We start from the raw sequence: 19,190 nt of genomic DNA on the forward strand, positions 1-19,190 counted from the left end.
CATATAAATGTCTCAGGCTCTATTATTGAAGTATATAAGATGATAAGCTTGCGAGTTAAAGTTTCAATAAGTTTTACTTTAATAGTTAATCGTGATTTAACTTATTGAAAGACCCAATGACTGTAACTTGAAAATCTAAAGTGTTCAAGATTTTAATGACTTTAGATAATTCTTCTGTTAACCCAGTGTCTGCTTGGACGAAAAAATGATACATACCTAATTGTGTTTTTAAGGGTCTAGACTCAATCCAAGATAAGTTGATGTTAAAAAGCACAAAGGTATTTAGAATACTTGCTAGTAAACCTGGTTTGTCAAATTGCGGTGTGATGAGTAACATAGTATCGCTTGCATTGTCCAAATGTTGCGGCTGGTTACTTACGACTAAAAAGCGTGTAACATTGTGAGGGAAATCTTGAATGTTTTGTTCTATAGGTTGGAAACCATAAGTTTCCCCGCTACCTAAAGGTGCGATTGCACCAACTTGGTTAGTTATTTTTTCTAAACTTTGTATCGTGCTATCTACATAATCATATGTGAAGTTATGCTGTTGTATATATTTACTTGTTTGACTAATTGCTGGGCTTATTGAATAAACTTTTGAGATATCATTTACTGTAGCATTTTCAGGGCCATATAAAGCAAATTGTATATCTAAATGAATTTCTCCCTGAGCATAAATGTTCTGTTGCGTTAAGGCATCGGCAACAATATTGATTGTACCTTCGATTGAATTTTCGATAGGCACAACAGCAATGCTTTGATCATCTTCTGAGACAGCAGTAACAACTTCATACAAATTAGATTTGGATATATAGTCAAACTCAGATTCTGATTGATATTGTTTTGCTGCTAAATATGAAAATGTTCCTTTTGGACCTAAATAATATAATTTCATTTGACGTTACCCCTTGTATATATGTGTTAATTTTAAAAATTAATGGAAAGGACACCCAGAAGCAGGTGATTGTTTTTTATAAAAGAAATTTGGTTCTCTAACCTCGTTTTTATATCCATGATGGTAATTAGATACTAGCGTAGGAGATAAAGAGGGTGCTAACCAAGACCATTTACCAGTTACATATCTTCCATTTTTGCGTTCATTTTTTTCAAATCTTTCAAATTGTTTTGAAGCGGTTAAATGATCAACCATTGACACGCCCTCATTTTTAAATGAATGATATACTGCATAATTCAATTCAACTAATGTTCTATCTTTATTAAAAGAATTATTCTTTAGTGTATCAAATTCAAAAGCTTCTGCAACGGTTTCTAGTAAATTATAGCGATATGAATCGGTAAAATTACGCACAGCAATTTCATTTACCATATACCAACCATTGAATGGTGCAGTTGGATATGTGATTCCACCAATTTTCAAGTCCATGCTTGATATAATTGGTACGGCATACCATTTTAAACCAAGCTTTGCTAATTTTGGAAAACGGTCATGTGTAATGGGAACTTCCTTAATTAATTCAGGTTGATAATTATGAAATTTCAATGTTTCACCAGGAATTTTATAAATTAAAGGTAAAATATCAAAATCAGTATGATTGCTTGTCCATCCTAAATGTTCTGCTAATTGAGTGATTTTTATTTCAGCAGGGTCACCAACATCTTCATATCCAGCATATCTGATGAGTTGATTATTAAATATTTTTGGTGGGTTTTGAGCGGCAAAAATAGTGATACATGGTTTGATTTTTCCATCATTTGTTGCAAATTGAATATGATTTTCTATAGCGTCTATAAATTCATGTTCTGACTGAACATGCCTTGCATCTTTGACAGTTAAAGCATCCCAGAATGCACGACCTATACAACGATTTGAATTTCTCCATGCCATTTTAGCACCATATACAAGTTCTTCATTCGTATGTTCATACGTACCTGATAAGTTGATTTGTGTTTCTATCTGATTTATCCGTTCTAATATAGTATTTTCATTATAATTTAATTCTTGATACATTGTCTGAATAAATGATTTAGCTTCATTTAACATATAAAACACCTCGCACATATTATACGATATTTCTTTCTATTTTTATTGTTTAACTATAGAATTGTCATGATTTTGTCGCTACTATTTTGAATTTACTAATAACTAAATAAATAATAAATAACAAAATTATATTTAATAATGTTCAGAAGTTATCATAGAAGTAATATAGATAAATTTGTTTCAGATATAAACGTTTAATTTTTTGTGTTAAACTAATGAAAAAGCCGATAGGAGAGATAGCGGTGTACCAATTTGAGGATGATACTTTAGTATTACATAATGATTTATATCAAATAAATATGGCGGAGAGTTATTGGAATGATGGTATTCATGAGAGATATGCTGTATTTGATTTATATTTTAGAAATATGCCATTCAACAGTGGTTATGCAGTGTTTAATGGATTAAAAAGAGTTATTGCTTATATTAATAACTTTCATTTTTCAGAATCGGATATTAAATATTTAAAATCTATTGGTTATCAAGAAGACTTTTTGGAATATTTAAAAGATATGAAGTTTACTGGTGATATTCGTTCTATGCAAGAAGGAGAATTATGCTTTGGTAATGAACCTTTATTAAGAGTTGAAGCACCACTCATTCAAGCGCAATTAATTGAAACGATGTTGTTAAATATTGTAAATTTTCACACGTTAATTACTACTAAAGCAAGTAGAATAAAACAAGTTGCGCCTAATGATACATTAATGGAATTTGGAACAAGACGTGCACAAGAAGCAGATGCTGCTTTGTGGGGTGCAAGAGCAGCATATATTGGTGGATTTGATTCGACTAGTAATGTGCGTGCCGGAAAACTTTTTGGTATACCAGTATCAGGGACACATGCGCATGCAATGGTTCAAACTTATGGTGATGAATATATTGCATTTAAAAAATATGCAGAACGTCATAAAAATTGCGTGTTCTTAGTTGATACTTTTCATACCTTGAAATCTGGTGTGCCAACAGCGATTAAAGTGGCTAAAGAACTTGGTGATGAAATTAACTTTATTGGTATACGTTTAGATTCTGGTGATATTGCATATTTATCAAAAGAGGCACGTCGTATGTTAGATGAAGCTGGATTCACTGACGCTAAAATTATTGCGTCAAATGATTTAGATGAGCAAACAATTACAAGTTTGAAATCGCAAGGTGCAAAGGTCGATTCATGGGGGGTTGGTACTAAGTTAATTACTGGTTACGACCAGCCAGCCTTAGGTGCTGTATATAAACTTGTGGCAGTTGAAGATGCTTCAGGGAATTATGTAGACCGAATAAAGCTATCTAACAATGCAGAAAAGGTAACAACACCAGGTAAGAAAAATGTGTATCGCATTATTAATAAGAAAACCAACAAAGCTGAGGGTGACTACATAACGTTAGCGCATGAAGATCCTTATGATGAGTCGCCACTTAAATTATTCCATCCTGTTCATACGTATAAGATGAAATTTATAAAGTCTTTTATAGCTAAACCATTACATCATGATATTTTTAAAGCTGGTGAACTCGTTTATGACTTACCGAGCGAAAAGGAAGCGCAAAACTATTTGACTGAAAGTCTTTCATATTTATGGGATGAAAACAAACGTCACCTTAATCCACAAGAGTATCCGGTTGATTTAAGTACAGAATGTTGGGAAAATAAACACAAACGTATATTTGAAGTGGCAGAACATGTGAAGGAGATGGAAGAAGAAAATGAATGAAATTCAAGATATTATCGTTAGAGAAATGAAAGTTAAATCCAACATTGATAGCAAATTAGAAACACGTAATATTGTTCAATTTATAAAAAATTACATCCAATCTCATTCATTTATCAAATCCTTAGTTTTAGGCATTTCAGGTGGACAAGATTCGACTTTAGCTGGTAAGCTGTGCCAAATTGCAGTAAATGAATTAAAGGAAAAGGATATTGATTGTCAATTTATTGCGGTTAAATTACCGTATGGCGAACAAAAAGATGCGGATGAAGTTGAAGATGCCTTGAAGTTTATAAAACCAGATCGAACAATTACGGTTAACATTAAACCTGCTGTAGATCAAAGTGTACAATCGTTAAAAGAAGCTGGAATTACGCTTACTGATTTCCAAAAAGGGAATGAAAAAGCACGTGAGCGTATGAAAGTGCAGTTTTCGATTGCATCAAATAAACAAGGTATCGTAGTGGGAACCGATCACTCAGCGGAAAACCTAACAGGATTTTTTACAAAATATGGTGATGGTGCAGCGGATATTGGCCCGTTATTTGGTCTGGATAAACGTCAAGGACGACAAATCTTAGCGTATTTAGATGCACCAGCACATTTATATGAAAAAATACCAACGGCTGACTTAGAAGAAGATAAACCACAGCTACCAGACGAAGAAGCACTTGGTGTTAGTTATGCTCAAATAGATGATTATTTAGAAGGTAAACAAGTGCCAAAAGAAGCAAAAGCTATCATAGAAAATCATTATATTAAAAATGCACATAAAAGAGAATTAGCTTACACAAGGTATACATGGCCAAAAAATCAAACAGATTTCGAATGATTTTAGTGACAAAATAATAAGTTACTGATAAAATAATTTGGATTTAATGAGAAAGAAAGGGAAATGAACATGTCAGTAATCACATCTAATCCATGGTTAATGGTTTTAGCTATTTTTATTATTAATGTTGCTTACGTAACTTGTTTGACAATGAGAACGATATTAACACTCAAAGGTTATCGTTATGTTGCAGCAGTTGTAAGTTTCTTAGAGGTTTTAGTCTATGTAATTGGTTTGGGAATGGTTATGTCTAGTTTAGATCAAATTCAAAATGTCTTTGCATATGCTTTTGGATTTTCAATCGGTATTATTGTAGGCATGAAAATTGAAGAGAAATTAGCGCTTGGCTATACAGTTGTGAATGTTACTTCATCTGAATATGAATTAGATTTACCAAAGCAATTAAGAGATTTAGGTTATGGGGTTACGCATAATACTGCTTATGGTAGAGATGGTACGAGGTTAATTTTACAAATATTAACACCAAGACGTTTCGAATTAAAATTAATAGAAACAATTAAGCAAATTGATGAAAAAGCGTTTATTATTGCATACGAACCAAGAACAATTCACGGCGGTTTTTGGGTTAAAGGTGTGCGCAGTAAGAAACTTAAACAATATGATCCGGATAAAGTGGAAAGTATATGAAAAAGCAGCAAAAGTTTAAAGTAGAAGAAAACGAAACGATACAAGATTGTTTGCAACGTATGCGAGATGCTGGATATATGCCTATTAAACGCTTTGAAAAACCAATTTATAAGGAAAATAAAGATGGTGAATACGAAGTATATAGACAAGAAATTCAATTTGTTGGCAAATTAATAGAATAATTGTTCCAAAATAGCTAAGAAATTAGATATGAATAAGTGTTATATATATATAAGTGTAATCGTTGACAGAGATAAAAAACTCAGGTCAACGATTTTTTTAATCATGTAGTTCCATTTTTGATATAGATTAATAATTTTTTTGAGTAGAATAAGGTTTTTCTGCACGCCTTTTGATAAAACGTGTTAAAATTTCTGTAAGAAGATAGAAAAGACTTATACATTTATGGTCAATTCTGTTAAACTAATAATGACAAGATTAAACACGAACTTTAATCGTATTTTTTAATTGAATGTACATGTTTTTGAAGTTTGTGAACTAAAACTTACGCAAGATAGGAGCTTATTTCAATGATAGAACGTTATTCTAGAGAAGAAATGTCTAATATTTGGACGGATCAAAATCGCTATGAGGCTTGGTTAGAAGTAGAAATACTCGCATGTGAAGCTTGGAGTAAATTAGGTGATATACCAGCTGAAGATGTATCGAAAATTCGTCAGAACGCAAAGGTTGATGTTAACCGCGCAAAAGAAATTGAAGAAGAAACACGACACGATGTCGTTGCATTTACAAGACAAGTATCAGAGACATTGGGTGAAGAGCGTAAATGGGTTCACTACGGTTTAACATCAACTGATGTAGTTGACACTGCACTAAGTTATGTTATTAAACAAGCAAACGATATTATTGAAAAAGATTTAGAAAGATTTATTGATGTTTTAGCTCAAAAAGCTAAAAATTATAAGTATACTTTGATGATGGGACGCACACACGGTGTACACGCGGAACCAACAACATTTGGTGTTAAGATGGCATTATGGTATACAGAAATGAAACGTAATTTAGAGCGTTTTAAACGTGTGAGAAAAGAAATAGAAGTCGGTAAAATGAGTGGTGCAGTAGGTACTTTTGCGAATATCCCGCCCGAAATTGAAGCGCATGTCTGTGAAAATTTAGGTTTGGATACAGCAGCTGTTTCTACTCAGACATTGCAACGTGATCGTCATGCATATTATATCGCTACTTTAGCGTTGATTAGCACTTCTATGGAAAAATTTGCAGTGGAAATACGTAATTTACAAAAAACTGAAACAAGAGAAGTAGAAGAAGCTTTTGCTAAAGGTCAAAAAGGCTCGTCAGCAATGCCACACAAACGTAATCCAATTGGTTCAGAAAATATCACTGGTATTGCACGTGTTATCAGAGGATACATTACAACTGCATATGAAAATGTAGCTTTATGGCATGAGAGAGATATTTCGCATTCATCTGCAGAAAGAATCATGCTACCAGATGTAACGATAGCTTTAGATTACGGATTAAACAGATTTACAAATATTGTAGAAAGACTTACTGTATTTGAAGATAATATGTTAGCAAATATCGATAAAACATTTGGTCTTATTTATTCGCAACGTGTATTATTAGCGTTGATAAATAAAGGTTTAGCACGTGAAGCAGCATATGATAAAGTACAGCCAAAAGCGATGGAGTCTTGGGAAACAAAAACACCATTTAGAACATTAATTGAACAAGATTCATCTATTACTGATTTATTAAGCACTGAAGAATTAGATGAATGTTTCAATCCAAAACACCATTTAAATCAAGTTGATACGATTTTTAAACGTGCAGGATTAGAATAATTGAAATTTACTGATGAAATCGTTACACTTTAATGTATTAGCACGTTGAATTAAGATTAAAATGAAAGTACAGGGGTTGTTTTTAATGCAAATAGAAAAATTAAGAGGAAAAGCATTAGATGAATTATTTGATGCAATTCTTACATTAGAAAACAGAGAAGAATGTTACCAATTCTTTGACGATTTATGTACAGTAAATGAAATCCAATCGTTATCTCAACGATTGCAAGTCGCAAAAATGATTAAGCAAGGATATACTTATGCGACGATTGAACAAGAGTCTGGTGCTTCAACTGCAACGATTTCTCGTGTTAAAAGATCTTTACAATGGGGAAATGATGCTTACACAATGATTCTAGACCGCATGAATATTGAAACGACCGATTAATTAACAATTCTATATATTATAGCGAAGTGTAATTTTAATGATTTCATTTGAAAAGCTGTTAGCAAAGAAACATTCTTTGCTGACAGTTTTTTTGTTGTTAATTTAAAGTGTATTGATAAAATAGAGTCGAGGCTTTAAATGTTTTGAATATATTTAGCTAGAAACATGATTAACTTATGATTTATTTGTCATGTTAAAATACATTGTGAAATCCTATATCGTTTTAGAACTCGGTGGTTAAAAATGATATAATCAAAAGTATGCTAAAAAAAGGAGTAACATATCATGTATGACATTAAAAAGTGGAAACATATTTTCAAATTAGATCCTGCCAAGTCTATTTCTGATGAAGATTTAGACGCAATATGTATGTCTCAAACCGATGCAATTATGATCGGTGGAACAGATGATGTTACTGAAGATAATGTTATTCAATTGATGAGTAGGGTGAGGAGGTATCCTTTACCTCTAGTTTTTGAAATTTCCAATATAGAAAGTGTTATGCCTGGATTTGACTTTTATTTTGTACCGACTGTATTGAATAGTACAAATGTAAAATATCACAATGGCATACTTTTAGATGCATTGAAATCTTTTGGACACGTTATTGATTTTGAAGAGGTTGTTTTTGAAGGATATGTTGTCATGAATCCTGAAAGTAAAGTAGCACAAGTTACACAAGCTGAAACAAATTTAACAGATGAAGATATTGAAGCATATGCTCAAATGATTAATGAGATGTATAAATTACCAGTCATGTACCTTGAATATAGTGGTACATATGGAGATGTTGAAAAGGTTAAAACAGCTGCAAATATGTTAAGTGATACACAACTATTTTATGGTGGTGGCATTAGTAATCAAGAAGAGGCTGAAAAAATGGCTTCGATTGTTGATACGATTATCGTTGGTGATATCGTTTATAAAGATATTAAAAGCGCATTAAAAACAGTTAAGATAAAGGAGTAACATAAATGAATGCATTAGTAAATAAGATGAATGATGAACAAAGCTTAGCAGTACGCACTACAGAAGGGCCATTACTTATTATGGCGGGTGCAGGTTCGGGCAAAACACGTGTTTTAACTCATCGTATAGCTTACTTGCTTGATGAAAAAGACGTATCTCCATACAACATTCTAGCGATTACTTTTACAAACAAGGCAGCAAAAGAAATGAAAGCACGTGTGGAAGCTTTAGTTGGTGAACCAGCTCAAGTTATATGGATGTCAACGTTCCACTCAATGTGTGTAAGAATATTGAGAAGAGACGCAGATAGAATTGGCATTGAACGTAATTTTACTATTATTGATCCAACCGATCAAAAATCAGTTATCAAAGATGTATTGAAAAATGAAAATATTGATAGTAAAAAGTTCGAACCAAGAATGTTTATCGGTGCTATAAGTAATCTAAAAAACGAATTAAAAACACCAGAAGATGCTCAAAAAGAAGCTGATACTTATCATGAGCAAATGATTGCTACAGTATATAAAGGATATCAAAGACAGTTATCAAGAAACGAAGCATTGGATTTTGATGATTTAATCATGGTTACAATTCGATTATTTGAACGTGTGCCAGATGTATTAGAATTTTACCAAAATAAATTCCAATACATACACGTCGATGAGTACCAAGACACGAACAAAGCACAATATACATTAGTTAATCTTTTAGCATCTAAATTTAAAAACTTATGCGTAGTTGGAGATTCTGATCAATCTATTTATGGCTGGCGTGGCGCTGATATTCAGAACATACTTTCCTTTGAAGAAGATTATCCTGAAGCTAAAACGATATTTTTAGAACAAAATTATCGTTCAACTAAAAATATATTAAATGCAGCTAACGAAGTAATCAAAAATAATTCAGAGCGTAAACCTAAAGGACTATGGACAGGTAATACATCTGGAGATAAAATTCACTACTACGAAGCTACTACTGAGCGAGATGAAGCTGAATATGTAGTCAAAGAAATTATGAAACAACAACGCAACGGAAAAAAATTCAAAGACATGGCTATCTTGTATCGTACTAATGCACAATCTCGTGTGTTAGAAGAGACTTTTATGAAATCTAATATGCCTTATACAATGGTCGGTGGTCAAAAATTCTATGACCGAAAAGAAATTAAAGATCTACTTAGTTATTTGAGAATTATATCCAATAGTAATGATGATATAAGTTTACGCCGTGTAATAAATGTGCCGAAACGCGGTGTTGGACCTTCGACAGTAGATAAAATTCAAGCCTATGCTGCTCAAAACGATATAAGTATGTTTGACGCGCTAGCAGAAGTGGATTTTATAGGTTTATCTAAAAAAGTTACGCAAGCATGTATTACTTTCTATGACATGATACAGAACTTAATTAAACAACAAGAATTTTTAGAGATTACTGAAATCGTAGAAGAGGTACTAGTTAAATCAGGTTATCGTGAGATGTTGGAACGAGAACAAACATTAGAATCAAGAAGTAGATTAGAAAATATAGATGAATTTATGTCAGTGCCTAATGATTATGAAGAGAATACCCCATTAGAAGAACAGTCATTAATTAACTTTTTAACAGACTTATCTTTAGTTGCAGATATAGATGAAGCGCAAATAGATGATGGTATAACATTGATGACAATGCACTCAGCAAAAGGATTAGAGTTTCCTATTGTATTTATAATGGGGATGGAAGAATCATTATTCCCACATATAAGAGCAATCAAAAGTGATGATGATCATGAAATGCAAGAAGAAAGAAGGATTTGTTATGTTGCGATTACACGTGCTGAAGAAACGTTATATTTAACGCATGCAACTTCAAGAATGCTTTTTGGCAGACCTCAGTCCAATATGGCTTCAAGATTCTTGAAAGAAATACCTGAAGATTTATTAGAGAACGAAAATAAAACACGATCTGCAGCACAAGGGAATCGATTTAAATCTGCAACCAAACAACCTGAAAAAAGAGGTTATAGTAAACGTGTTACTTCTTCTAAAAAAGCACAACAATCAACGGATTGGCATGTTGGTGACAAAGTTATTCATAAATCATGGGGTGAGGGCATGGTGAGCAATGTAAATGAAAAAAATGGTTCAGTTGAACTAGATATTATCTTTAAATCTGAAGGCCCTAAGCGTTTGCTTGCTCAATTTGCACCTATTGAAAAGAAAGGGGAATAAAGTGTGGCTGACTTACAATCGCGTGTCGATGTATTACATCAATTGCTAAATCAATATAGCTATGAATATTATGTACAAGATAATCCTTCAGTACCAGATAGTGAATATGATAAACTTTTGCACGAATTGATAGATATTGAGACAAACTATCCAGAGTATCAAACAGTTGATTCACCTACAGTAAGGGTAGGTGGTTCAGCTCAATCAACGTTTGAAAAGGTAAATCATGATACACCGATGCTGAGTTTAGGAAATGCGTTTAATGAAGAAGATTTAAGAAAATTTGATCAGCGTATACGTGAGCAAATTGATCATGTTGAATATATGTGCGAGTTGAAAATAGATGGTTTGGCTGTGTCTCTTAAGTACGAAAATGGTAGGTTCGTACAAGGTTTAACACGTGGTGACGGTACTACAGGCGAAGATATTACCGAAAACTTAAGAACGATACATGCAATACCATTAAAGATTAATGAAGCTAGAACATTTGAAGTTCGCGGTGAAGCATATATGCCTAGAAAATCATTTTTTGATTTAAACGAAGCCAAGGCACAAAATGACGAGCAACCATTTGCTAATCCAAGAAATGCGGCTGCTGGTTCACTGCGGCAATTAGATTCCAAACTTGCCGCAAAGAGAAAACTAAGCGTTTTCCTATATAGTGTGAATGACTTTACACAATTTAATGCTCACACACAAAGTGAAGCTTTAGATGAATTAGATAAATTAGGTTTTAAAACAAATAAAGAACGAGAACGTGCTCAAACTATAGAAGAAGTATTTGACTATATTGAAAAATGGACGGAAGCGCGGGAACAGTTGTCATATGATATTGATGGCATTGTTATTAAAGTGAATGATTTAGATCAACAAGATGAGCTTGGCTATACACAAAAATCTCCGCGTTGGGCAATTGCATACAAGTTCCCTGCTGAAGAAGTCATAACAGATTTATTAGATATTGAACTTAGTATTGGTAGAACAGGCGTCGTGACACCTACGGCGATACTTGAACCAGTAAAAGTAGCGGGAACTACAGTTTCTAGAGCTTCTTTACATAATGAAGATTTAATTCATGAAAAGGATATCCGAATTGGCGACAGTGTAGTAATTAAAAAGGCTGGAGATATCATACCAGAAGTTATAAAAAGCGTTTTAGATCGTCGACCGAAAAATGCAGAAGTTTATCATATGCCAACACATTGTCCTAGTTGTGATCATGAACTAGTAAGAATAGAAGGGGAAGTAGCATTAAGATGTATCAATCCAAAATGTCAAGCACAACTCGTTGAAGGTATGATTCATTTTGTATCACGACAAGCAATGAATATAGATGGTTTAGGTACTAAAATCATTCAACAACTTTATGAAAATAAAAAAATAAAAGATGTTGCTGATATATTTTACTTAACTAAAGATGATTTGCTACCATTAGAGAGAATGGGTGAGAAGAAAGTCAACAATCTATTAAATGCGATTGAACATTCTAAAACAAACTCATTGGAACATTTACTATTTGGTTTGGGAATCAGACACCTAGGGGTCAAAGCGAGCCAAGTCATTGCTGAAAAATATGGAACGATGGATCATTTATTTGATGTTACTGAAGAATCATTAATTGAAATTTATGATGTTGGTCAAAAATTAGCACAATCATTAGTCACTTATTTAGAAAATGAAGATATCCGTGCACTTATTAATAAATTAAAGGAAAAACATGTTAATATGACTTACAAAGGCGTCAAAACAACCGAGTTAGAAGGTCATCCAGAATTTATTAATAAGACCATTGTATTAACTGGCAAGTTATACCAAATGACAAGAAATGAAGCTTCAAAATGGTTAGAATTGCAAGGTGCTAAAGTTACAAATAGTGTTACTAAAAAGACAGATTTAGTAATTGCTGGAGAAGACGCTGGTTCAAAACTTACAAAAGCCGAAAAATTTGGCACAGAAGTTTGGACGGAGGATGATTTTGTCCAGAAACAAAAAGAAATAGAGGGATAGAGGAGATAATGCATGAAAAGAACGATTATACTATTCATCTCAGCAATTTTTCTATTATCAGCATGTGGAAATGATGATAGTGAAAAAAGTAAAGAACAACCTGATGACAATAAACAGCAAGAAAAATCCGGTTCAGTAAAAGAAATCGCTACTGATAAACATGTTCAAGGCAATAATTATAGAACGATTTTACCATTTAAAGAAAGCCAAGCACGTGGTTTATTACAAGATAACATGGCAAATAGTTATAATGGGGAAGATTTCGAAAACGGCCTCTTAGAATTGAGTAAACAAGTTTTTCCAACTGACGATTATTTATATCAAGATGGTCAGTACTTAGATAAAGATACGATTAATGCTTATTTAGATCCAAAATATACTAAATCTGAAGTAGATGCGATGGATGAAGATGAACGAAAAGAAAAGAAAGCGAATGAGAATTTAGGTCTAAATCCATCTCATAATGGAGAAACAGATCCAGAAAAAATTGCTGAAGAATCACCTGCGTATCTTTCTAATATTTTAGAACAAGATTTTTATGCGAGTGGTGATACTAAAGGTAAGGAAATTAAAGGTATGACTATCGGTCTAGCTATGAATAGTACATATTACTATCAAAAAGAAAAAGATGGCGAAACCTATAGTAAAAAATTAGATGACAAAGAAATTAAAAAACAAGGTAAGCAAATGGCAGGAGAAATTTTGTCGAGAGTCAGAGAAAATAAAGATTTGAAAAACATACCAATACACTTTGCAATTTATAAACAAACAGGTGAAAATTCAATTGTTCCAGGTGAATTTATTGCTGGTACGACAGTTGAAGACGGCAAGACGCGTATTAATGAATGGAAAGATATAAATCAAACTACAGCATTGTTACCTTCTGATGAAGCAGGCGAAATTGATGAAAATTTAAATAATAATTTTAAGCAATTTAATGATAATTTACAGACGTATTTTAACAACTTTACTCAAGCAGTGGGTACAGTTAAATTCGATAATAAAAAAGCGAAACAATTAACAGTTGATGTACCGATTGATTATTATGGTGAAGCAGAAACAATTGGCATCACACAATACATCACTGAACAAGCAGAGAAATACTTTGATGATATTGACGAATATGAAATTCGCATAAAAGATGGTAACAAAGCAAAAGCTTTAATCAGTAAAACTGAAGATGACAAAGATCCACAAGTTCATATTTATAAAAACAATAATTAATATACGTTTCCTCGATAAAAGCCACTCTATGTAATCACGACAAGTGTTACAAGAGTGGCTTTTTAGTATCAATTTATAGTGAAAGCGTTGCGATTCGATTATTCTTTAACAATCTCTTTTACTTTATTTAAATCGTGCTCTACAAATTCACCAGGTTTTTTAGTAATTTTACTTACTAGATAAGTAACTATCACACTTGCTAGAAAACCAGGTATAATTTCATACATACCAAATATTTCATTTACTGATGCTAACGGTTTAACCCAAGCAATCCATACAATAACGACTAAAGCTCCTGTAATCATACCACTCAGCGCGCCAGCGTGAGACAACCCTTTCCAGTATAGTGAGAAAATCACTAACGGACTGAATGCTGCGCCAAATCCTGCCCAAGCATTACCGACAAGATTTAAAATTGTATCATTTGGTGACCAAGCAATCCAAATAGCAATAATTGCAACTAGTAAAACAGATAGTCGTCCAATCATTACAAACTCTTTTTCGTGAGTTTTTGCTTTCGCTTCACCACGAATAAGTTTATAAAAATCTTCAGTCAATGAAATAGAAGTCACTAATAACTGAGATGAAATTGTGCTCATGATAGCTGCCAAGATAGCTGCCAACAAGAAACCGCCTACAAGAGGATGGAATAAAATTTGGCTCATAATGATAAAGAGTGTCTCTGGATCTTCCATTTTAATATGGTATTGAGGTATAAATGCGATACCTGTGAGACCTACAGCAACTGCGCCTAAGAGACCAATAACCATCCAGCTAATACCTAAACGCCTTGCTTTTGGTAAAAGTTTATGTGATTTAATGGACATGAATCGAACAATGGTATGTGGTTGACCAAAATACCCCAAACCCCAGGCAAATAATGAAATAATACCTAAAAACGTTGTACCTTTAAACAAATCCATATTGGTAGGTTTCATAGCTGCTACTTCGCTAAAAGTATCCAAACCGTTGAGTTTTATAAGTGCTACAATAGGAACCATTATCATTGCGATCAGCATAATTACACCTTGGAAGAAATCTGTAATGGATACAGCTAAATATCCACCAAAGAACGTATAAAAAATAACTATAGCCGCAACTATGATAAGTCCCCAATGATAGTTTAATCCAAAAGCACTTTCAAATAATTTTCCACCAGATACAAACCCAGAATGTGTATATAAAGTGAAAAACACAACAATAATTAGACCTGAAATTATTTTTATGTAATTTTTACGGTCATTGAGTCGATTTTTGAAAAAGTCTGGCAGGGTGATAGCATCTCCTGCAATTTCAGTATAAATGCGGAGGCGAGGTGCGACTACAAAATAGTTAATATAAGCACCGAGTGATAAACCGATTGTAATCCACATTGCTGATAAACCAGTACTATATACAGATCCAGGGAGACCCATAATCATCCATCCACTCATATCTGATGCACCTGCTGATAAGGCAGTTACGTAAGGGCCAATGCTTCTACCTCCCAGCATAAATTCACTTAAATTACCTGTCGATTGCTTGTAACCGTAATAGCCAATAATTAATAAAATGATAAAATAAATGATAATCATAATATACGTTTGCCAAGTAGCGTGAACTTGATTAGCTAAAGATGTGCCTAGAATAAACATAATACTTCAACTCCCTTATCCCCAGAATATTAAATTGTGTTACATGAATTATTATGCAATGTAATTTATAAATAGAGTGGATTTATTTTTAGTTTTTTAAAATATTTAGCTCAATGACCAAAATGAAAATGCTTACAAAATATAAAATGATATTACACAGTTTATAAAAGTTATGATTTATTATGCAATAATTGTCATTAATACTATGAAAAGTGTATATATTGTTTTTGAAACATATTTAAGTTACATAATTACAAATGTTTAGCAAACGGAACTTAATTAAAATATGGTTATTTATTGTTATTGTTGAAAAGTTTAGATTTTTGCTTGGAATTTTGATACAATTTTATAATGAATGAGTAAAAAGGAGGCTTTTATTTAATGGCTAAAGTTACACGTGAAGAGGTAGAGCATATTGCTAATTTAGCTAGACTTCAAATATCTGAAGAAGAAACAATTGAAATGCAAGATACATTAGAAAGTATTTTAAATTTTGCTAATCATATAGATACAGCAGACACTAGCTCAATTGAGCCAACTTATCACGTATTAGATTTACAAAACGTGTTAAGAGAAGATAAAGCAATCGAGGGCATTCCTCAAGAGCTTGCATTAAAAAATGCTAAAGAGACGGAAGATGGACAGTTCAAGGTACCATCTATCATGAATGAGGAGGACGCTTAAGATGACCATCCGTTATGAATCTGTGGAAAATTTAATTACATTAATAAAAAATAAAGAAATTAAACCTTCACAAATAGTGAACGATATCTATGATGCAATTGAAGAAACTGATCCAACAATTAATTCATTTCTTGCATTAGATAAAGATAATGCTTTTAAAAAAGCACAGGAATTAGATGAATTACAAGCCAAAGACCAAATGGAAGGCAAACTCTTTGGTATTCCAATGGGAATTAAAGACAATATTATTACTGAAGGTGTAGAAACAACTTGCGCTAGTAAAATGTTAGAAGGATTTGTACCTATTTATGAATCCACAGTAATGAATAAATTACGCAATGAACAAGCTGTTTTAATCGGAAAACTAAACATGGATGAATTTGCAATGGGAGGTTCTACAGAAACTTCTTATTTCAAGAAGACGTTAAATCCATCTGATCACACAGCTGTTCCTGGTGGTTCATCTGGTGGTTCAGCAGCAGCTGTTGCAGCGGGATTAGTACCTTTTAGTTTAGGTTCAGATACTGGTGGCTCAATTCGTCAACCTGCAGCTTATTGCGGTATAGTAGGTTTAAAACCAACTTATGGTCGTGTATCACGTTTTGGTTTAGTAGCATTTGCGTCTTCATTAGACCAAATTGGACCGTTAACGCGTAATGTTAAAGATAATGCTTTAGTATTAGAAGCAATTACTGGTTTAGATGAAAATGATAGTACGAGTGCACCTGTAGAAGATGCAGACTTTACATCTGATATTGGTAAAGATATTCAAGGCCTTAAAGTGGCATTACCAAAAGAGTATCTTGGTGAAGGTATATCTGATGAAGTGAAAGCATCTGTGAAAAAAGCTGTTGAAACATTGAAAGAATTAGGTGCTACAGTAGAAGAAGTTTCATTACCGAATACGAAATATGGCATTCCTTCTTATTATGTAATCGCATCATCTGAAGCATCCTCAAACTTATCACGCTTTGATGGTATCAGATACGGTTATCATTCTCCAGAAGCAAATTCACTTGAAGAATTATATAAAATGTCAAGAAGTGAAGGATTTGGTGAAGAGGTTAAACGTCGTATTTTCCTTGGCACATTTGCACTAAGTTCAGGATACTATGATGCGTTCTATAAGAAATCACAAAAAGTTAGAACATTAATAAAAAACGATTTTGATCGTATTTTTGATAACTATGATGTTGTAGTTGGGCCAACAACACCAACAACTGCATTTAATATAGGTGAAGAAATCGATGATCCACTTACAATGTATGCGAATGACTTACTAACAACACCAGTTAATTTAGCTGGTTTGCCAGGTATATCTATTCCTTGTGGTAAAGCGAATGGACGTCCTATTGGTTTGCAATTTATTGGTAAACCTTTTGATGAGAAAACATTATATCGTGTCGCTTTCCAATATGAATCAAAATTTAATTTGCATAATGAATACGAAAATTTATAAGGAGTGGAAATCATGCATTTTGAAACAGTTATTGGACTAGAGGTCCATGTTGAGTTAAAAACAGAATCTAAAATGTTTTCTCCATCGCCAGCACATTTTGGAGCGAAACCTAACTCAAACACAAACGTAATTGATTTGGCTTACCCTGGAGTATTACCAGTTGTCAACAGACGTGCCGTTGATTGGGCGATGAGAGCGTCAATGGCATTAAATATGGATATTGCAACAGAATCAAAATTTGATCGAAAAAACTATTTCTATCCTGATAATCCTAAAGCATATCAAATTTCACAATTTGACCAACCAATAGGTGAAAATGGTTATATTGATATTGAAGTAGACGGTGAAACAAGACGTATAGGTATCACACGCTTACACATGGAAGAAGATGCTGGTAAATCAACACATAAAGATGGTTATTCATTGGTTGACTTGAATAGACAAGGTACACCATTGATTGAAATTGTGTCTGAGCCAGATATTCGTTCACCACAAGAAGCATATGCCTATTTAGAAAAATTACGTTCGATTATTCAATATACTGGTGTGTCAGATTGTAAAATGGAAGAAGGTTCACTACGTTGTGATGCCAATATTTCTTTACGCCCATACGGTCAAGAAGAATTTGGAACAAAAGCAGAGCTGAAAAATCTAAACTCCTTTACTTATGTACGTAAAGGGTTAGAATATGAAGAAAAACGTCAAGAAGAAGAATTGTTGAATGGTGGAGAAATCTTACAAGAAACGAGACGTTTTGATGAATCTACAGGTAAAACAATTCTTATGCGTGTGAAAGAAGGGTCAGACGATTATCGTTACTTCCCAGAACCAGATATCGTACCTTTATATGTTGACGATGAATGGAAAGAACGCGTACGTCAAACAATTCCTGAATTACCAGATGAACGAAAAGAAAAATACGTGAATCAATTTGGTTTACCAGCATATGATGCACACGTGATTACATTAACAAAAGAAATGTCTGATTTCTTTGAAGGTGCCGTAGCAGAAGGTGCTGATGTAAAATTAACTTCCAACTGGTTAATGGGTGGCGTAAACGAATACTTGAATAAACATCAAATAGAATTATTAGATACAAAACTTACACCACAAAATCTTGCTGGTATGATTAAATTAATTGAAGATGGCACAATGAGCAGTAAAATCGCTAAAAAAGTCTTCCCAGAACTAGCTGAAAATGGTGGAGATGCAAAACAAATTATGGAAGATAAAGGTTTAGTCCAAATCTCTGACGAAGCGACACTTCTTAAATTTGTAAATGAAGCATTAGACAATAACCCACAATCAGTTGAAGACTATCAAAATGGTAAGGGTAAAGCAATGGGCTTCTTAGTAGGTCAAATTATGAAAGCTTCAAAAGGTCAAGCTAACCCACAATTAGTGAATCAATTATTAAAACAAGAGTTAGATAAAAGATAACAATATCATTTGTATTTTAAACGGTTATAATCTAATTAATGAAGAGCCCGAGATATAAACATCTTGGATAAAGTATTAAACGTCAATTTCTATAACAAAATAGGAATTGACGTTTTTTTATAAAATTTTAAGCGCGCATTGAACTACTACTTTTTAAT

The 19,190-nt window shown here is 33.0% G+C and carries 16 protein-coding genes; 13 read left to right on the forward strand and 3 right to left on the reverse strand.

Translation table 11 applies throughout. The features are described 5' to 3' along the window. Positions 1-85: 85 nt before the first annotated feature. The gene (locus NST87_RS04615; RefSeq protein WP_040029803.1) at positions 86-895 is read right to left on the reverse strand and encodes a prephenate dehydratase; all 810 of its coding nucleotides are present in this window, start codon (positions 893-895) and stop codon (positions 86-88) included. A 39-nt stretch (positions 896-934) separates the two neighbouring features. Beyond that, complete coding sequence (locus tag NST87_RS04620; protein WP_040029804.1) at positions 935-2,002, reverse strand: nitric oxide synthase oxygenase; 1,068 nt, start codon at positions 2,000-2,002, stop codon at positions 935-937. A 242-nt stretch (positions 2,003-2,244) separates the two neighbouring features. Here NST87_RS04620 and NST87_RS04625 point away from each other — a divergent pair, with 242 nt between their 5' ends. From NST87_RS04625 to NST87_RS04670, 10 genes are all read left to right on the forward strand, one after another. Beyond that, positions 2,245-3,714, forward strand: a complete 1,470-nt coding sequence (locus NST87_RS04625) for a nicotinate phosphoribosyltransferase (protein ID WP_019469588.1) — start codon at positions 2,245-2,247, stop codon at positions 3,712-3,714. Next, the gene (gene nadE / locus NST87_RS04630) at positions 3,707-4,543 is read left to right on the forward strand and encodes an ammonia-dependent NAD(+) synthetase (RefSeq protein ID WP_340721361.1); all 837 of its coding nucleotides are present in this window, start codon (positions 3,707-3,709) and stop codon (positions 4,541-4,543) included. The genes NST87_RS04625 and nadE overlap by 8 nt, the downstream gene beginning before the upstream one ends. A 69-nt stretch (positions 4,544-4,612) precedes the next feature. Beyond that, a complete protein-coding gene (locus tag NST87_RS04635; RefSeq protein ID WP_019469590.1) occupies positions 4,613-5,191 on the forward strand; it encodes a DUF2179 domain-containing protein in 579 nt (192 codons plus the stop codon). Then, the gene (locus tag NST87_RS04640) at positions 5,188-5,373 is read left to right on the forward strand and encodes an NETI motif-containing protein (RefSeq protein WP_019469591.1); all 186 of its coding nucleotides are present in this window, start codon (positions 5,188-5,190) and stop codon (positions 5,371-5,373) included. Before NST87_RS04635 ends, NST87_RS04640 begins: the two co-directional genes overlap by 4 nt. Positions 5,374-5,721: 348 nt before the next feature. Further along, the gene (purB, locus tag NST87_RS04645; RefSeq protein ID WP_019469592.1) at positions 5,722-7,017 is read left to right on the forward strand and encodes an adenylosuccinate lyase; all 1,296 of its coding nucleotides are present in this window, start codon (positions 5,722-5,724) and stop codon (positions 7,015-7,017) included. A gap of 85 nt (positions 7,018-7,102) precedes the next feature. Then, entirely contained in the window at positions 7,103-7,405 is a 303-nt protein-coding gene (locus tag NST87_RS04650; protein ID WP_019469593.1) for a YerC/YecD family TrpR-related protein, read from the forward strand. A gap of 285 nt (positions 7,406-7,690) precedes the next feature. After that, positions 7,691-8,374 (forward strand): heptaprenylglyceryl phosphate synthase, encoded by a 684-nt coding sequence (locus tag NST87_RS04655; RefSeq protein ID WP_019469594.1) that lies wholly within the window; start codon positions 7,691-7,693, stop codon positions 8,372-8,374. Positions 8,375-8,379: 5 nt separating this feature from the next. Continuing rightward, positions 8,380-10,584: a DNA helicase PcrA gene (pcrA, locus tag NST87_RS04660; protein ID WP_019469595.1), complete on the forward strand. Its 2,205-nt coding sequence runs from the start codon at positions 8,380-8,382 to the stop codon at positions 10,582-10,584. Between the two features lie 3 nt (positions 10,585-10,587). Then, positions 10,588-12,591 carry an NAD-dependent DNA ligase LigA gene (ligA, locus tag NST87_RS04665; protein WP_019469596.1) on the forward strand — a complete coding sequence of 668 codons (2,004 nt, stop codon included), beginning with the start codon at positions 10,588-10,590 and terminating at the stop codon, positions 12,589-12,591. Positions 12,592-12,603: 12 nt separating this feature from the next. Beyond that, positions 12,604-13,815 (forward strand): CamS family sex pheromone protein, encoded by a 1,212-nt coding sequence (locus tag NST87_RS04670; protein WP_019469597.1) that lies wholly within the window; start codon positions 12,604-12,606, stop codon positions 13,813-13,815. 98 nt (positions 13,816-13,913) lie between these two features. Here the strand turns inward: NST87_RS04670 and putP are convergent, their stop codons facing one another. Further along, a complete protein-coding gene (gene putP / locus NST87_RS04675) occupies positions 13,914-15,449 on the reverse strand; it encodes a sodium/proline symporter PutP (protein WP_103211101.1) in 1,536 nt (511 codons plus the stop codon). Positions 15,450-15,830: 381 nt separating this feature from the next. Here putP and gatC point away from each other — a divergent pair, with 381 nt between their 5' ends. Genes gatC through gatB form a run of 3 tightly spaced genes read left to right on the forward strand, consistent with a single transcriptional unit; the run spans position 15,831 to position 19,032 of the window. Continuing rightward, complete coding sequence (gatC, locus tag NST87_RS04680) at positions 15,831-16,133, forward strand: Asp-tRNA(Asn)/Glu-tRNA(Gln) amidotransferase subunit GatC (RefSeq protein WP_019469599.1); 303 nt, start codon at positions 15,831-15,833, stop codon at positions 16,131-16,133. 1 nt (position 16,134) lies between these two features. Beyond that, entirely contained in the window at positions 16,135-17,592 is a 1,458-nt protein-coding gene (gene gatA, locus NST87_RS04685) for an Asp-tRNA(Asn)/Glu-tRNA(Gln) amidotransferase subunit GatA (RefSeq protein WP_019469600.1), read from the forward strand. A 12-nt stretch (positions 17,593-17,604) separates the two neighbouring features. Continuing rightward, positions 17,605-19,032, forward strand: a complete 1,428-nt coding sequence (gene gatB / locus NST87_RS04690; protein WP_019469601.1) for an Asp-tRNA(Asn)/Glu-tRNA(Gln) amidotransferase subunit GatB — start codon at positions 17,605-17,607, stop codon at positions 19,030-19,032. Positions 19,033-19,190 lie beyond the last annotated feature (158 nt).

The sequence above is a fragment of the Staphylococcus sp. FSL W8-0271 genome, assembly GCF_038006605.1.
Classification (GTDB): domain Bacteria; phylum Bacillota; class Bacilli; order Staphylococcales; family Staphylococcaceae; genus Staphylococcus; species Staphylococcus cohnii.

Coding starts and splice junctions, on each gene's coding strand:
- NST87_RS04615 (WP_040029803.1), bottom strand. CDS start 895: ATGAAATTATATTATTTAGGTCCAAAAGGAACATTTTCATATTTAGCA.
- NST87_RS04635 (WP_019469590.1), top strand. CDS start 4,613: ATGTCAGTAATCACATCTAATCCATGGTTAATGGTTTTAGCTATTTTT.
- purB (WP_019469592.1), top strand. CDS start 5,722: ATGATAGAACGTTATTCTAGAGAAGAAATGTCTAATATTTGGACGGAT.
- nadE (WP_340721361.1), top strand. CDS start 3,707: ATGAATGAAATTCAAGATATTATCGTTAGAGAAATGAAAGTTAAATCC.
- NST87_RS04650 (WP_019469593.1), top strand. CDS start 7,103: ATGCAAATAGAAAAATTAAGAGGAAAAGCATTAGATGAATTATTTGAT.
- NST87_RS04655 (WP_019469594.1), top strand. CDS start 7,691: ATGTATGACATTAAAAAGTGGAAACATATTTTCAAATTAGATCCTGCC.
- gatC (WP_019469599.1), top strand. CDS start 15,831: ATGGCTAAAGTTACACGTGAAGAGGTAGAGCATATTGCTAATTTAGCT.
- NST87_RS04620 (WP_040029804.1), bottom strand. CDS start 2,002: ATGTTAAATGAAGCTAAATCATTTATTCAGACAATGTATCAAGAATTA.
- gatA (WP_019469600.1), top strand. CDS start 16,135: ATGACCATCCGTTATGAATCTGTGGAAAATTTAATTACATTAATAAAA.
- NST87_RS04670 (WP_019469597.1), top strand. CDS start 12,604: ATGAAAAGAACGATTATACTATTCATCTCAGCAATTTTTCTATTATCA.
- NST87_RS04640 (WP_019469591.1), top strand. CDS start 5,188: ATGAAAAAGCAGCAAAAGTTTAAAGTAGAAGAAAACGAAACGATACAA.
- gatB (WP_019469601.1), top strand. CDS start 17,605: ATGCATTTTGAAACAGTTATTGGACTAGAGGTCCATGTTGAGTTAAAA.
- putP (WP_103211101.1), bottom strand. CDS start 15,449: ATGTTTATTCTAGGCACATCTTTAGCTAATCAAGTTCACGCTACTTGG.
- pcrA (WP_019469595.1), top strand. CDS start 8,380: ATGAATGCATTAGTAAATAAGATGAATGATGAACAAAGCTTAGCAGTA.